Here is a 15,078-nt window from a genome sequence, read left to right as displayed (position 1 = left end):
GAAATTATATCATAAATCGACCATTTTCTTATTCTATATTTCCGATAGTCCTAATTTAAATATCAACATATCATAACAGTTCAAACTTCGTAACTAACTGAAAATAAAAAAAGTGCAAGAAGAATACCCCTATTCTCCTTGCACTTTTTACTATTATCACAGTGATTAAAGCGTTTACAAATTATTTCAAAATAATTAGTAAATCCATTCATTCATTAATTTTGAGTAGTCAACTAATTCTTCTTCTTTAAAGAAAATAGCAATCTCGCGCTCTGCGCTTTCTAAAGAATCAGAACCATGGATAATGTTTTTCGCAACAGTTACACCGAAATCTCCACGAATTGTTCCAGGAGCTGCTTCATGTGGTCTTGTTTTCCCCATCATGTTACGAGCTGTATCTACTACACCTTCACCTTGCCATACCATTGCGAATACAGGTCCAGATGTAATAAAGTCTACTAACTCACCAAAGAAAGGTTTTTCCTTATGCTCAGCGTAGTGTTGTCCAGCAATTTCTGGAGTGACTTGCATTAATTTTGCACCAACTAATTGAAAGCCTTTTTTCTCAAAACGAGCTACAATTTCCCCAATGAAGGCACGTTGTACACCGTCTGGTTTTACCATTAGAAATGTTTTTTCCATAAAAAATCTCTCCACTTCTGAATTATGTATGTAATTGTATATCCCCACACACATATTATCACCCTTATCACAATTGTGCAATAGTTTTGAAATAGAGAGATTATTTTATTTTTTAGAATAAACCTTAAAATTTTCGTTTTCCAATATACTTTGCAACATTTTGTAATGCGTACTTTGCTTTTCCACGTGGGAGTGGTTTTATTATTTCTAAAGCTTTATGTAAATAACGTTCACTAAACGCAAATGCTTGATCAATTGCTGTACTATTTTTTACAGCATCAATAATTTCTTGCATTTCACTTGCTGTTGAATTTTCATGTACAGATGTGATTTTCTGACGAAGTACGGGATCTTCCATCGCATATAAAGCAGGAAGTGTAATATTCCCTTGTAGTAAATCCCCACCAGCAGGTTTTCCAAGTTTCTCTTCTGTAGAAACGAAGTCTAAAATGTCATCAATAATTTGATAAGACATTCCTACAAAATACCCATACCAAAATAGACGATTTACCGTATCACGATTAGCACCAGCAGCAATCGCTCCCAATTGACAACTCGCGGCAATTAATAATGCTGTTTTTCGCTTTATTCTTCTTAAATACGTTCTTAAATTTTGGTCATAATTGTATTTATCTTTAATTTGTTCAATTTCACCTTTACAGACTTCTAAAATAGTATGTGATAACGCTTGATGTGCCTCTGGAATTTCGATATTGGTTATACATTCAAGAGACTTAGCGAACAGATAGTCCCCTGTATACATCGCAATACGATCTCCCCATTTCGCATTCACAGTCGCACTGCCGCGTCGTAAAAATGCAGCATCAATAACATCATCGTGAACAAGAGAAGCCATATGAATAAGTTCTAACGCAACAGCAACATGCTTAATCGCATCTAACTTATAATCTCCAAATTTCCCTGCAAGCAACACAAATACAGGACGAATTCGTTTCCCACCAGCTTCAATAAGCTGTAATGCTGCCTCTTCTACTAATGGCTGTTCAGAAGCGACTGTCTTTTTTAATTCTTTTTCTATCACATTAATATCCGATCGTAAAAAAGAGTACATAAGTTGTAACTTCATATTGTTCACCTTAACCTAAAACTTCTTTTTTCTATTTTGATTCTGGTTTAATTCCTAAATGCATTGCTGCTACCCCAAAAGTAAATGGTTTCACTTGCACACGTTCAAGTCCAGCTTGCTCAAACATTTGAGCCAATTCTTTCATCCCTGGGAACGTACTAGCAGATTCTTGAAGCCATGAATATTCTTTATAACTTTTCGCAAACATCTTTCCAAATAACGGCATGATATATTTAAAGTATAAAATATACCCTTGTCGAAAACCAATCATTGTTGGTTGAGATGTTTCTAAACAGATTACTTTTCCACCTGGTTTTACTACACGCGTCATTTCTTTTAATACGTGCATATAATCCGGTACGTTACGTAAACCAAACCCAATCGTCACATAATCAAACGTATTATCTTCAAACGGAAGTTCCATTGCATTCCCATGTAGAAGTTCTACTTGTTTTAATTGTAACGCCTCTACCTTTTGCTTACCAACAGATAACATATTTTCACTGAAGTCTAAGCCAACAACCTTTCCTTGCTCACCTACGGCTCCAGCTAGCGCAATTGTCCAATCTGCGGTTCCACAGCATACATCAAGCGCTTGACTGCCTGGTTGTACATCCATAATTCGCATCGTTTCTTTCCGCCACGCTTTATGTCTTTGAAAACTAATTACAGAATTCATCACATCGTATTTATCAGAAATCTTTTCAAATACGTCATGTACTCTTTCTTCTTTTGATTGTTGCATGCTCGTACCTTCTTCCAATGTAAAATTGCTTATGTCTTCTATTTATTCCTTAACACAGAATTTATTTCATTTATGTCTGTGTGATTTTCTAAAAATTGTTTTTCTTTCTTTCTCAATTCCTTCATCCAACCATTAATCACTACTTCTGCTTTATCCCCTAAAGCATCTTGCATAGCTTGAAAAACAGGTGAATGTTGCTTATCAGCATACAATTGAATTTCTTTTTGAAGGCGATTTCCACCTAATACGTATGTGATAAATGGCTTCCAATGTGATAACTGAAAATGATCACATGTTTTTTGAAGGAGCGCAGACTCAATCGTTACTATGCTTTTCATTATGTCATCCGTCGTTTCATGCGCTTTTTGGTATAACATAATTTTGTGTTCATTTATCTCTTTAATTCCTTCAGCAAGTGCACGAATTAAAACAATATCACGATTCATAGACAATAAATAATAATATAGTCCACTATAGTAATCGCCTGCAAGTACTGTTAATTGACGACATTTATGGAATTCAATCTCTTCCTCGCCTGCTTTATTTGATACCCTTTCATGCGTATCAAGCGCAATTTGTACAAGCATAATTGTTACTACGTAATGCTCAATTTGTTCTATATGTAAGTTTGCACTCTTTAAAGCACCATATAACAATGCTATCTTTTCTTCATCAATAAATGGTTCTTCAATATAGTTTATAAAATAAGGATGGCGTAATTTCTCCATCAATTTTTCTTTTATACCCGCATACCCTCCGTAGATGTCACACACAAAAAATCACCCTTGTTTTCTAATTCATAAAACTTATTATAACACATACACTCTATTTTCTATAACCAAAACTTGGCTACACCTACCATTCATGTAAGCAATCTTTCTAATCTCACTCTGTCTAGTTAAAACTATATCATTTATTTACTAAAAAAAAAGAAAAGCAGTTTCCCGCTTTTCTTTACTTCGTTTTAATAAACGATAAAATTTCACTGCGCGCTGCAGCATCATTTTCAAGCACACCACGCACTGCTGTCGTTACTGTTTTCGCACCTGGTTTTTTCACACCACGCATCGTCATACACATATGTTCTGCTTCTACTACTACCATTACACCATGAGGCTCTAGTACTTCCATAATAGAGTTCGCTACTGTTGATGTAATACGTTCTTGCAGTTGTGGGCGACGTGCAATTGTATCTACGGTACGAGCTAATTTACTTAACCCTGTTACCTTTCCACCTTGCGGAATATATGCAACGTGAGCAACTCCATAGAATGGTACTAAATGATGCTCACACATCGAATAAAATGGTATATCTTTTACTAGTACAAGCTCTTCGTGATCTTCTCCGAATACTTTATGCAAATGCTCTTTCGGATCTTCATGCATACCTGAGAACACTTCTGCGTACATTTTTGCAACACGCTTTGGTGTATCAAGTACTCCCTCACGATTTGGGTCATCCCCAATCGCCTCTAAAATAAGGCGTACTGCATGTTCAATTTGTTCTAAATTAACTTTTGCCATCCGCTAGCCCTCCCGAAAACCTAAAAGTGATACGAACACATTCTAGCATATTTATGTTTTTAAAAGCAAAAAGAAGAGTTCCCAAAAAGGAAACTCTTCTTCCCTGTTAATATGTAAGGATTATTTAACCGCATCTTTTAACGCTTTACCAGGTTTGAATGCAGGTACTTTACTTGCAGCGATTTCAATCTCCTCACCTGTTTGTGGGTTACGACCTTTACGAGCCGCACGCTCACGAACTTCGAAGTTACCGAATCCGATCAGTTGTACTTTATCACCTTGTTTTAAAGCTTCTAAGATAGAATCAAAAACAGCGTCTACTGCTTTTGTTGCGTCCTTTTTAGAAAGGGAACTTGCTTCTGCAACAGCATTGATTAAATCTGTCTTGTTCATGCCATTCACCTCCTCCCAAAGATAAGACTGTATAATGATCATAAAATGAGTCTTACTTTCATTTGTAGGCAATTTTTGCAAATTCTATACTACAAAGATGTAGATAAATCATTATCAACGCCTATATTATACGATTCTCCTTTATAATTCAATATTTTTAAGGAAATTGTTACTCTTAAAATGTGAAAATCTGATGAAACTTGACAATTTACAACAATGTATTAGATAATGACTGTTTATTTTTCTATTTTATAATCAAAAAAAACAAAAAATCCCTCTACAATGAGAGGGATTTTTTCTTATAGTATAATCGCAATTAATCCGCCAGATCCTTCATTAATAATTCTTTCTAGCGTTTCTTTTAATTTATATCTAGCATTTTCTGGCATTAAAGATAATTTCGCCTGAATTCCTTCTCGAACAATCGAGCTAAGTGAACGTCCAAATATATCAGAATTCCAAATTGATAACGGGTCATCTTCAAAATCTTGCATTAAATAACGAACTAATTCTTCACTTTGCTTTTCAGTACCAATAATCGGCTCAAACGTTGACTCTACATCTACTTTAATCATATGAATAGATGGCGCTACCGCTTTTAACTTCACACCAAACCTTGAACCGTGACGAATAATTTCTGGCTCATCTAAGCTCATATCCGCTAATGCAGGTGCTGCTACACCATATCCTGTTTGCTTAACCATACGCAGTGCATCCGCCACTTGATCGTACTCTATTTTCGCATGAGATAAATCGAGCATAAGCTTTAACAAATGATCTTTCCCTCGAATTTCTACTCCTACTACTTCTTTTAAAATCTGATCATATAATTCATCTGGCGCATATAAATCAATCTCCGCCACACCTTGCCCCATATCAATGCCAGCTAGGCTCGCTCGATCAATAAATTCATATTGACTAAACTGCCAAACAACGCGATCCACATCACGAAGACGTTTTATATCCTTCACAGTTTCTTGAACTGCTTCTTGATAACTTTGACGCAACCAATGCCCTTCATTTAGCACCATTACCCAACTCGGAAGGTTCACATTCACTTCTAATACAGGGAATTCAAATAGCGCTTCACGAAGTACATTATATACATCTGTTTCTCTTAAACTCTCCACACTCATTGCAATAACCGGGATATCATATTCTTCTGATAAACTTTGGCGTAATTGCTCTGTATCTGGATGATACGGCTGTACCGTATTAATTATCATAATGAAAGGTTTTCCTACTTCTTTCAACTCATTTACAACGCGTTCTTCTGCCTCTATATAATCCCTTCTTGGAATTTCACCAATTGTTCCATCTGTTGTAATTACAACACCAATTGTTGAATGTTCTTGAATTACTTTACGCGTGCCGATTTCTGCAGCTTCATGGAATGGAATAGGTTCTTCATACCAAGGGGTATTAATCATACGCGGGCCATTCTCATCTTCATAGCCCTTCGCTCCAGGAACCGTATATCCAACACAATCTACTAATCGAATATTCACTTCAAGTCCTTCATCTACTTCGATAGAAACCGCTTGGTTTGGAACAAACTTCGGTTCCGTCGTCATAATTGTACGACCAGCAGCACTTTGAGGCAATTCATCCTGCGCTCTTTGACGGTCAGACTCATTCTCAATATTTGGAATAACTACAAGTTCCATAAATTTTTTAATGAATGTTGATTTCCCTGTTCGAACAGCTCCTACAACTCCAAAATAAATATCACCGCCTGTTCGTTCTGCAATATCTTTAAAAATATCTACCTTTTCCAAGTGATTCCCTCCCTCAAAATTTTTGGGAATAATTCCGCGTTTATAGTCAACTAATACCTTCTCTAACGTTGCCTATAATATCTGATATAATATAATGGTATTCTAGAAGTTCGGACAATATATCATATAATTTTGTCCAATTTCATATGACTATTAAAAAATATCTTTTGTTTGCATCGTAAGTTGTATAACATAAAAAACCTTTCTTCTAGAACTTATTCACTAAAAGAAAGGTTCATGACTTATCATTTTAAAAAAATTGGTTCTCCGTCCTTTACTGTGTACGGTAAAGAATAAGCTGGTACAAACGGGGAACCTTTCGAAAGTATATTTCGAATATCTTCTCCCTCTGTAAACTGCCCTTCATTTTTTTTCAAAGCGTCATATAAGTCGATTCTATAATCAACAAAAACTTCTCCTTTTTCATTAATTACAAAAGGAAGTCCTTTACCAGAATATGGACTTGTCACTTGTGGCACATCTTTATATCCTAGTTTTTTGAAATCCAATTCATATACACCATCTGAAATTACTTTTTTAAAAGGTGGATATTGATGTTCATCACGATACATCCTAAGCTTTAAAGATAGTTCCTGAATTTGTTCAGCCATCCTAACATCAATTAACTTTACTGTCGGATTTGTTTCAACGTCTATTAATACGTATTGATATACTCCTCCACTTTCATACGCATTCCCTGGCGCTTCTTGTATGTAACGCGGGGCAATCTGTTGAAAATCGATTGGATACTTTTGATAAATAGGTGTACTCATATCCCTCGTCTTAATTGGCAATATCCCATCATTTTGCTCCTTAAATGTCACAACAGCTTTTTGAACAACCTGTAGCTGATCTTCATAAGGAACCGCATTTTGCTTCATATTTTCTTTCGGATACAGACACCCCGTTAAAAGGCTCATACAACAAAATATTAAAATAATATGGAATTTTTTCACTAGCATCACCTTTTCATACTAATCTAATTTGCTCCGTATGTAGTATTTTCGAGACCATTCCATTTACTGCTGTACAGGTCCACTAAATACAACAAGAAAAATAACAATTCCTGACACAATCATAAGGGTGTACGCTACTAACGCTGTAATCCCTTTCAAAAATTTATTCTTTATTCTATGTCTACTTAATAAAATAAAACTTACTGCAAAAAACATAAATCCAATTGCCCCTAAAGCCAGCCACATTTTCATAAGCCCTTCTGACATATACACACTCCTTTTTATTAATCTATTTTTATACTATTTTAACAAATTAAAATCTTTAAACAAATACAAAAAGAACATTTTACTACAAATCGCGAGTATGTAACTTTAATCAATAGGTTTTCCAGCATTTCTCACCAATCTAGGCAAAAATAAAACCGAAGCGATTGTATCTCTCGCTTCGGTTGACCAAATATGCCCAAAAACAGCTCTATTCCCATTCTTTCATGGCTATCATATGCAATCTCCAAACTCTTTGTTTCTCATAATTTATTTTTTAAACATTTTGCTTAACGAACCAAAATCTGTTGGCATATTATTATTAATAATCGCTTTTACAATTTGATCCTCTTGCTCTTTCGGCACTTCACGTCCCGCCATAAGAGCCACTTGATGAATTAATTGACGAAGTACAGTTTCATCACGTAAATTCGCATTTTGCACGGATGATGCTAATTTAAAAATATCCTCTTTATTTACTTTCGCTTCCTTCTCAATATTATTAAAAATATTATTATCCATTCTTTTCACCCTCTCCTCAAGTTACTCTTCATCCTATGCAAAAATGAAAAAATGGTGAAAAGACCCAAAAAATAAAAAAGCGACAGAAGTACAAATGTACTTCTGTCGCTTTTCTTTACAGTAAATCAGGTATAGCTTCCACTTCATGTTTTCGAACACGTCCCATCAATGAGCCTACTGCATCTTTTACGTTATTCCCATTGAACAGCACGTCATATAAAGCAGCTGTAATCGGCATTTCAACTTCCATTTTCTCTGCCAATTCATGAGCAGCTTTCGTTGTTCTTACACCTTCCACAACCATACCCATGCTTTCTAACACTTCTTCTAAAGAGTGTCCTTTTCCAAGCATATTTCCAGCGCGCCAATTTCGGCTATGAACACTTGTACAAGTTACAATTAAGTCTCCCATACCAGTTAGACCAGCAAACGTTAACGGATTCCCGCCCATTTTTCTTCCTAAACGAGCAATCTCTGTTAAACCACGTGTCATCAATGCCGCCTTTGCATTATCACCTAATCCAAGACCATCAGTTATACCAGCAGCTAATGCGATAATATTTTTTAACGCACCACCAAGTTCAACTCCAACGATATCTGGATTTGTGTATACACGAAAATAACTATTCATAAATAAATCTTGTACTTCCTCAGCCGCTTCCATACGCTTTGCTGCAGACGTAACTGTTGTCGCTTGTCGTAAACCGACTTCTTCAGCATGACTCGGTCCAGACAGTACAACAACATCTTTAATTAAGTGCTCTGGAATTTCTTCCTCAATCACTTCCGAAATACGTTTTGACGTACCAGGTTCAATTCCTTTGCTCGCATGAATCCAAGTAATTGGTTCAGTAACAATTTCTTTCATCTCTTGTAATACATCTCTGTACGCTTTCGTTGGTACTACTAGCAGTACTGTATTTACATCTACTAATGCTTCTTCTAAAGAAGAGTAGGCTACGATTGTGCTTGGCAATGTAATGCCTGGGAGATATCGACTATTCTCATGTTTCGTATTAATTTCATCCATAAGTTCTGGGCGATTTCCCCAAATACGTACATCATGTCCATTGTCAGCTAATACCATCGCTAACGCTGTTCCCCAGCTACCTGCTCCTACTACTGTGATTTTTGTCATAAAATCACATCCTCTCCATTAGTCTCTTGCTCTAGCGATAATGTGAATCGGCGTTCCTACGAAGCCAAATGATTCACGTAAGCGATTCTTTAAGAAACGCTCATATGAGAAGTGCAATAATTCTGGATCGTTTACAAACACAACAAATGTCGGTGGTTTTACCGCAACTTGTGTTGCATAGAAAATTTTCAGACGGCTACCATTATGAGTTGGCGTCGGATTCATCGCTACCGCATCCATAATTACATCGTTTAATACGTTCGTTTGAATACGGATACTATGACTTTCATTTACCTCATCGATAACCGGTATTAATGTTTGTGTACGTTTTCTCGTTTTTGCAGATAAGAAAACAATTGGTGCGTATTCTAAGAATTGGAAATGAGCACGGATATTTTCTTCAAATGCTTTCATTGTTTTTTCGTCTTTTTTCACTGCATCCCATTTATTTACAACGATAACAACAGCTCGCCCTGAATCATGAGCATATCCAGCGATTTTTTTATCTTGCTCAATAATTCCTTCTTCACCATCTAAAACGACTAAAACAACGTCAGAACGTTCAATCGCTCTTAGCGCACGAAGTACACTATATTTTTCTGTACTTTCATACACTTTTCCTTTTTTACGCATACCAGCTGTATCAATAATTACATAATCTTTTCCATCTTTACTATATGGTGTATCGACAGCATCACGAGTTGTTCCTGCTACATTACTAACAATTACACGCTCTTGACCAAGAAGAGCATTTACAAGTGATGATTTCCCTACGTTTGGACGTCCAATTAAAGAGAAACGAATTGTGTCTTCATCATATCCGTCTTCTTCAATCTTTGGAAAATGTTGTGCAGCTTCGTCTAGTAAGTCACCTAACCCTAATCCGTGTGTACCTGAAATTGGGAATGGTTCGCCAAATCCTAATGCATAAAAGTCATAAATGTCACTGCGCATTTCCGGATTGTCCACTTTATTTACTGCAAGTACAACCGGTTTATTTGAACGATATAAAATTTTTGCAACTTCTTCATCAGCTGCTGTTACACCGTCACGACCGTTTGTCATAAAAATGATAACATCCGCTTCATCAATTGCTACTTCAGCTTGTTGACGAATTTGTGTCAAAAACGGCTCGTCTCCAATATCAATTCCGCCCGTATCAATAATGTTAAATTCATGATTTAACCATTCTCCAGCGCTATAAATACGATCGCGCGTTACACCTGGAATATCTTCTACGATTGAAACTCTTTCTCCAACAATTCTATTGAAAATAGTAGATTTCCCTACGTTCGGGCGACCTACTATCGCTATTACTGGTTTCGGCATATACTTTCATCCTTTCAACTTGCTTCTGTTTATTATGTAAAAAACCCTTCTTTGTGCAAGAAGGGATTTGCATTCCAGAATATTTCTCAACGTATCAAAACACCTCACATTATAACACACGTTGCTAATGTTTCACAATAATATATACATTCTCTTGTAAGCGATGTGCAATACCATCTAAAATTGCTTCTAAATTATTTGCAACAAATTCTAGTTCCTCCGTCGATTCGCAAACGAATAAAGGAGCACCACCTGCAAATTTTTCTGGAGTCGTTGTTATAACTGCCAGAATAACACTTTCTAACATCATCTCTTATCTCCCCTTCCTTTTGGGGCTTCCGATGACATATGGACAGCACTTTCTAACGTTGGTACATTTCCTATGACACCTATCGCTTTCTCTGCATCTTGATCTTGCGGCAGGACAAAAATCCCAACCCTGCCATCCTCTAAATCACGCTTTGCTAACGGTACAAGCGCTGGTGTACCAGAATCTCTATAAATCCCTAACGCTACTGAAACATCGTGTAAAATAGCTTGTCGTTGCCCTAAATTTGAGATTGTAACCATCGCATCAATTGATTTCGGCTTTAAAATAAAACCCATACCATATTTCATAATTTCTTCTTGTCTTGCTGGCAATCCAATATTCATAATGTAAATATTGTCAATATAAAGCCCTGCTCCTTCAAAACGAAGCGGAACGTGCTCAATTTCAACAAGATCATGTAGCCTTTTACCAGACATTAATTTTTTCGCGATAAAAAATGCGATTATAGCCATAATTACTCCTGCAATCCATGAACGGAATCCTATATACGCAAACGTCGTTGCAAACGACGTTAACATTGCCAAATAGTTGCGACTTTCAAAAACCAATGCAATTCCTTCAATGTATGTATTTCCACGCGGTACGAGCTCATACCCATCTAATTGTTGAAGCGTATTTCTTTCCATATTACGTACATCACGAAATTGTGTCGCTGCTAATGTAAGAAATGTAATGGCAGAAAAATCTTTTTTCAAAATAGACGGGATTGCAATCGCTCCTAAAGCAGCTGCAATTAACCCCATTGCAATATGAATAATTTTCCCATGTAGCCTCGTCGGATATTGCCGCGTATCCGTCCGAAGCATTAGCACCCTTGTAACTGTCCCCGCTATTACGCCGCATAAAATGGCTGGTGTATATTCAGTCATGTATTACCCTCGCCTTTCTTTTACGTGTTTTTCTCTTAAACCGTTCCATGTATACTGATGCTTTTGCAATCCAAAACAATATTGCCATGAATAATGTAGAAATGGCGACGATATCAAAAAATGCTAAACTACCGTAATCATATGGAAAATTCAATTTCCTAAAAATAAATGTCACTAGCAGCTCTCCTTGTAACATCCCTACATATAGAGAACATAATCGTAATATGCGATCCCCATGCAATAACACCGATGCATACACAAGAGCACTACTTAGCAGAAACACTCTATCCACCACAATCCAAATCGGATCATATATTTCTAACAGATGAAAACTTGTATATAACATTGCAATAATAAGTGCCGAAAGTAAGCTATACAATTTTTTCCAGACGGAATATAGCGTGATCCCTATAAAAGAAATAATACAAAGTAAAAGAGCATTTACTGATACCACGAATGAGGCAATCGTTACATGTAACGGAGAGCAAATTATAAAAATCAGTATACAAGCGCCTAACTTCCATCGGATAGGGTCCTTTTTCATAAAAAAGGTTACAATGATCCACCCTATCCAAGCTACAAAATAAAAAGTACTTCCATCCATCAACTTCACCTCCTATGTTTTCCATTATGGGAACTTTTTATGAAAGTTAATCCACTTTATTTACGCATAGTTTTTTCTTATAACAGCAACACTTTTAACAAGGAGGTGTTATTCATTATGGGTAAAGATCGCCAAGAACGAAAACTACGAGAATCACGCCGCGTTGAATCCGATCGTGATCAATCACTACAATATCCAGGTGCAACTGGACTTGATACACCAGAACAGGCTCGAAAACAAAACCAGCACTAATTAATACAAAAAGACGGTTTCTATATTGTACGAAACCGTCTTTTACATAATCAGTTTAATGATTTCTATTTATATCGAAATAATATTTCGCATACTATATCCTCCCATTACTTCTTTTTACCTTCACCTATTCCCATTAAAAATTAAGTTCTCTCCAGTAATTCGACAACACACCATCTACATTTTTCAACCCTTTTTCAATTACAATTTTTACGAAATGATATTTTTATATAATACTAATTCCATTCTCCACTTTATATTACGAAAAAGAATAGAACAAAAAAAAATCAACCGAATGGTTGATTTTTTATCTCCTACTATAATGCGCAGTATCAATACCACGCTGCATTAACCAATGATATGTTTCACCCTTTACAACAAGAGGTACAGATTGCAACTCTTCTATCGTCTTCGCACCAAGAGCTGTCATTATAAATTTCAAATCTGTATGTAGAAGCTCAATTTCATCTACTAACTTCTCGATACCATCTTGCATTAAAATACGTAAAAAATAACCAGCAAACGCAGTTGTATTCGCCCCTAATGCGATTGCTTTCGCTACGTCAAGCGCTGTTTGTATACCCCCAGATGCAATAAAAGAGAGGTTATTATTTGTAGAGGTTGCTTCAATAATCGAGGTTGCTGTTTGTATGCCCCAGTTATTAAAATAAGAAAGCATTCGCTGTCTTCTTTCGTTTTCAACAGCAGCAAAATTCGTACCACCTTGCCCACCAATATCAATTGCTGTTACACCTACGTTCACTAACTGTTGCATTGTTTCCTTACTCATCCCAAATCCAACTTCTTTTACAATGATAGGAACTTTACTATTTAAAACAATTTTCTCAATGCGCTGAAGTACTCCAGTAAAATCACGGTCTCCTTCTGGCATCGTTAACTCTTGTATGACATTTAAATGAATTTGTAATGCATTCGCTTCAATCATATCAACGGCGCGCTCTGCCTGCTCGATAGTTGCCTCACTACCTAAATTAGCAAAGAAAATACCATTTGGGTTTACCTTTCTAATCACCTTATAAGAAGCAGCTTCACTTTCATCTTTTAACGCCGCCATTTGCGAACCTACAGCCATAGCAAGGTTATGATGTTTCGCTACATATGCTAATTGCTCATTAATATGTAACGTTTTCTCTCCTCCACCACCAGTCATCGCATTGATAAAAATCGGCGAACTTAGTGAAAGTTCGCCGATTTTTGTTTCACATGTTATTGTGTCATAATTTGAATTTGGCAAGCTTTGATGCACAAAATCAATATCATGAAAGCCATGCGTACGAGACTGACCAGTAGAAAGAGCGTATTCAATATGATCTAATTTACGTTTTGCCCTTACCACTTGTACCCCTCATTATTTCTTTAATTTTTTCAGTTGTTCACCAATAATATCACTTAATTGGAAAGTAGCAGAATCAGCATTTGGCTCATACTGACTATAATCTTCAGTTACATTATTTTCCTCAAGCGCTTCTTTTATACTTAAAGAAATACGTTTCTCTGCTACGTGAACTTCAAGTACTTTCACTTTTACTTCTTGTCCCATTTCCAATACTTCATTCGGATTTTTCACGTGACGATTTGCAATTTGAGATACGTGTACAAGCCCTTCAACGCCCGGTAAAATCTCAACGAATGCACCAAATGTAACAAGGCGTTTTACTACTCCCTCACGAATATCTCCAGCTTTTATTTCGCCAGCAACGTTTTCCCAAGGTCCTGGTTGAGCTGCTTTAATTGATAAAGAAATACGTTGTGTATCAGCATCAACAGATAACACCTTTACCTTAACCTTTTGACCTTGCTCTAACACTTCAGAAGGTTGCTCTACACGTTCGTGTGAAATTTGTGAAATGTGAACTAAACCGTCCACTCCACCAACGTTAACGAATGCGCCAAAGTCAGTTAATCGTTGTACTGTTCCTTCAACAACGTCCCCTTCTTTTAATGAAGAAATTGCTTCTTTTTTCTTAGAATCTAGTTCTAATTCTACTACCGCTTTATGCGAAAGGATTACACGATTTTTTTCACGGTCTAATTCAACAATTTTCACCGCTAATGTTTTACCTTTATAGTCAGTAAAGTCTTCTACATAATGTACTTCTACAAGTGAAGCTGGAATAAAACCGCGAACACCAAGGTCCACAACTAATCCGCCATTCACAATATCTTTTACAGTAACATCAAATACATGACCAGAAGTAAATTTCTCTTGTAGTTCTACCCATGCTTTTTCTGCATCAACAGCACGTTTAGATAAGACAAGATCATCTTCTTCTAATTTAATAATTTTCAACTCTAGTGTTTGATCTAATTCTACAACATCGCTTGCTTTTTCAATATGAACGTTAGCTAATTCACTAATCGGAATTACGCCATCTGTTTTGTATCCAACATTTACAAGCACTTGTTTCTCTTCAACCTTCGTTACAGAACCTGTAACAACGTCACCAACTTGTAATTCTTTTGAATCCATAACTTCTTCATTCATTTTCTCTACCATGGAAATACCTCCCTACAGAATTGACAAAGCATTTTTTATGTATATACGAAATGAAAACAAAGTTTTCATTTGCATGTTTAAGAATTTCTCATCACATACTCTTTTTCAATAACATTCACAAGAAAA

18 protein-coding genes are annotated in these 15,078 nt (G+C 36.2%); 1 reads left to right on the top strand and 17 read right to left on the bottom strand.

Going from position 1 to position 15,078, the window contains the following annotated elements:
- Window positions 1–195: 195 nt before the first annotated feature.
- The 15 genes from ndk to ACUL40_RS27595 all read right to left on the bottom strand — a co-directional run bounded on the left by ndk (window position 196) and on the right by ACUL40_RS27595 (window position 12,182).
- Entirely contained in the window at window positions 196–642 is a 447-nt protein-coding gene (gene ndk, locus ACUL40_RS27665) for a nucleoside-diphosphate kinase (RefSeq protein ID WP_000415883.1), read from the bottom strand.
- A gap of 124 nt (window positions 643–766) precedes the next feature.
- The gene (gene hepT / locus ACUL40_RS27660) at window positions 767–1,729 is read right to left on the bottom strand and encodes a heptaprenyl diphosphate synthase component II (RefSeq protein ID WP_000776077.1); all 963 of its coding nucleotides are present in this window, start codon (window positions 1,727–1,729) and stop codon (window positions 767–769) included.
- A gap of 31 nt (window positions 1,730–1,760) precedes the next feature.
- Window positions 1,761–2,474, bottom strand: a complete 714-nt coding sequence (gene menG, locus ACUL40_RS27655; protein WP_001187674.1) for a 2-heptaprenyl-1,4-naphthoquinone methyltransferase — start codon at window positions 2,472–2,474, stop codon at window positions 1,761–1,763.
- A gap of 38 nt (window positions 2,475–2,512) precedes the next feature.
- Window positions 2,513–3,247 (bottom strand): heptaprenyl diphosphate synthase component 1, encoded by a 735-nt coding sequence (locus tag ACUL40_RS27650; protein ID WP_000332847.1) that lies wholly within the window; start codon window positions 3,245–3,247, stop codon window positions 2,513–2,515.
- Between the two features lie 181 nt (window positions 3,248–3,428).
- Window positions 3,429–3,998 (bottom strand): GTP cyclohydrolase I FolE, encoded by a 570-nt coding sequence (folE, locus tag ACUL40_RS27645; protein ID WP_001151482.1) that lies wholly within the window; start codon window positions 3,996–3,998, stop codon window positions 3,429–3,431.
- Window positions 3,999–4,118: 120 nt separating this feature from the next.
- Window positions 4,119–4,391 (bottom strand): HU family DNA-binding protein, encoded by a 273-nt coding sequence (locus ACUL40_RS27640; RefSeq protein WP_001043860.1) that lies wholly within the window; start codon window positions 4,389–4,391, stop codon window positions 4,119–4,121.
- Between the two features lie 299 nt (window positions 4,392–4,690).
- Complete coding sequence (gene spoIVA / locus ACUL40_RS27635; protein WP_000416519.1) at window positions 4,691–6,169, bottom strand: stage IV sporulation protein A; 1,479 nt, start codon at window positions 6,167–6,169, stop codon at window positions 4,691–4,693.
- Window positions 6,170–6,414: 245 nt separating this feature from the next.
- Complete coding sequence (locus ACUL40_RS27630) at window positions 6,415–7,125, bottom strand: hypothetical protein (protein ID WP_000713407.1); 711 nt, start codon at window positions 7,123–7,125, stop codon at window positions 6,415–6,417.
- A gap of 63 nt (window positions 7,126–7,188) precedes the next feature.
- Window positions 7,189–7,392 carry a DUF2768 domain-containing protein gene (locus tag ACUL40_RS27625; RefSeq protein ID WP_001289008.1) on the bottom strand — a complete coding sequence of 68 codons (204 nt, stop codon included), beginning with the start codon at window positions 7,390–7,392 and terminating at the stop codon, window positions 7,189–7,191.
- 267 nt (window positions 7,393–7,659) lie between these two features.
- Window positions 7,660–7,911, bottom strand: a complete 252-nt coding sequence (locus tag ACUL40_RS27620) for a stage VI sporulation protein F (protein ID WP_000369754.1) — start codon at window positions 7,909–7,911, stop codon at window positions 7,660–7,662.
- A 115-nt stretch (window positions 7,912–8,026) separates the two neighbouring features.
- On the bottom strand, window positions 8,027–9,049 hold the full coding sequence (locus ACUL40_RS27615) for an NAD(P)H-dependent glycerol-3-phosphate dehydrogenase (protein WP_000161763.1): 1,023 nt from the start codon (window positions 9,047–9,049) through the stop codon (window positions 8,027–8,029).
- An 18-nt stretch (window positions 9,050–9,067) separates the two neighbouring features.
- The gene (der, locus tag ACUL40_RS27610; protein WP_001125893.1) at window positions 9,068–10,378 is read right to left on the bottom strand and encodes a ribosome biogenesis GTPase Der; all 1,311 of its coding nucleotides are present in this window, start codon (window positions 10,376–10,378) and stop codon (window positions 9,068–9,070) included.
- Between the two features lie 124 nt (window positions 10,379–10,502).
- Window positions 10,503–10,688 carry a capping complex subunit for YIEGIA gene (locus ACUL40_RS27605; RefSeq protein WP_000979059.1) on the bottom strand — a complete coding sequence of 62 codons (186 nt, stop codon included), beginning with the start codon at window positions 10,686–10,688 and terminating at the stop codon, window positions 10,503–10,505.
- On the bottom strand, window positions 10,685–11,578 hold the full coding sequence (locus tag ACUL40_RS27600; RefSeq protein WP_000141596.1) for a YIEGIA family protein: 894 nt from the start codon (window positions 11,576–11,578) through the stop codon (window positions 10,685–10,687). The genes ACUL40_RS27605 and ACUL40_RS27600 overlap by 4 nt, the downstream gene beginning before the upstream one ends.
- Window positions 11,571–12,182: a YphA family membrane protein gene (locus ACUL40_RS27595; protein WP_000349103.1), complete on the bottom strand. Its 612-nt coding sequence runs from the start codon at window positions 12,180–12,182 to the stop codon at window positions 11,571–11,573. The genes ACUL40_RS27600 and ACUL40_RS27595 overlap by 8 nt, the downstream gene beginning before the upstream one ends.
- Window positions 12,183–12,299: 117 nt before the next feature.
- Between ACUL40_RS27595 and ACUL40_RS27590 the strand changes: the two genes are divergently transcribed.
- Window positions 12,300–12,434 carry a YpzI family protein gene (locus tag ACUL40_RS27590; RefSeq protein WP_000513900.1) on the top strand — a complete coding sequence of 45 codons (135 nt, stop codon included), beginning with the start codon at window positions 12,300–12,302 and terminating at the stop codon, window positions 12,432–12,434.
- 307 nt (window positions 12,435–12,741) lie between these two features.
- On the opposite strand, the gene ACUL40_RS27585 is transcribed toward ACUL40_RS27590, so the two are convergent.
- Entirely contained in the window at window positions 12,742–13,791 is a 1,050-nt protein-coding gene (locus ACUL40_RS27585; protein WP_000251036.1) for a type 2 isopentenyl-diphosphate Delta-isomerase, read from the bottom strand.
- A gap of 12 nt (window positions 13,792–13,803) precedes the next feature.
- A complete protein-coding gene (gene rpsA, locus ACUL40_RS27580) occupies window positions 13,804–14,952 on the bottom strand; it encodes a 30S ribosomal protein S1 (protein WP_000229559.1) in 1,149 nt (382 codons plus the stop codon).
- Between the last annotated feature and the right edge of the window lie 126 nt (window positions 14,953–15,078).

Source organism: Bacillus sp. KNSH39 (assembly GCF_052656585.1).
This window is presented reverse-complemented; position numbering and strand designations above follow the sequence as displayed.

Excerpts from the sequence above, each read along its gene's own strand:
- ACUL40_RS27615 (WP_000161763.1), bottom strand. The coding sequence starts at position 9,049 with ATGACAAAAATCACAGTAGTAGGAGCAGGTAGCTGGGGAACAGCGTTA.
- rpsA (WP_000229559.1), bottom strand. The coding sequence starts at position 14,952 with ATGGTAGAGAAAATGAATGAAGAAGTTATGGATTCAAAAGAATTACAA.
- ACUL40_RS27605 (WP_000979059.1), bottom strand. The coding sequence starts at position 10,688 with ATGATGTTAGAAAGTGTTATTCTGGCAGTTATAACAACGACTCCAGAA.
- ACUL40_RS27590 (WP_000513900.1), top strand. The coding sequence starts at position 12,300 with ATGGGTAAAGATCGCCAAGAACGAAAACTACGAGAATCACGCCGCGTT.
- folE (WP_001151482.1), bottom strand. The coding sequence starts at position 3,998 with ATGGCAAAAGTTAATTTAGAACAAATTGAACATGCAGTACGCCTTATT.
- ACUL40_RS27625 (WP_001289008.1), bottom strand. The coding sequence starts at position 7,392 with ATGTCAGAAGGGCTTATGAAAATGTGGCTGGCTTTAGGGGCAATTGGA.
- ACUL40_RS27620 (WP_000369754.1), bottom strand. The coding sequence starts at position 7,911 with ATGGATAATAATATTTTTAATAATATTGAGAAGGAAGCGAAAGTAAAT.
- menG (WP_001187674.1), bottom strand. The coding sequence starts at position 2,474 with ATGCAACAATCAAAAGAAGAAAGAGTACATGACGTATTTGAAAAGATT.
- ndk (WP_000415883.1), bottom strand. The coding sequence starts at position 642 with ATGGAAAAAACATTTCTAATGGTAAAACCAGACGGTGTACAACGTGCC.
- ACUL40_RS27640 (WP_001043860.1), bottom strand. The coding sequence starts at position 4,391 with ATGAACAAGACAGATTTAATCAATGCTGTTGCAGAAGCAAGTTCCCTT.
- der (WP_001125893.1), bottom strand. The coding sequence starts at position 10,378 with ATGCCGAAACCAGTAATAGCGATAGTAGGTCGCCCGAACGTAGGGAAA.
- ACUL40_RS27600 (WP_000141596.1), bottom strand. The coding sequence starts at position 11,578 with ATGACTGAATATACACCAGCCATTTTATGCGGCGTAATAGCGGGGACA.
- ACUL40_RS27595 (WP_000349103.1), bottom strand. The coding sequence starts at position 12,182 with ATGGATGGAAGTACTTTTTATTTTGTAGCTTGGATAGGGTGGATCATT.
- hepT (WP_000776077.1), bottom strand. The coding sequence starts at position 1,729 with ATGAAGTTACAACTTATGTACTCTTTTTTACGATCGGATATTAATGTG.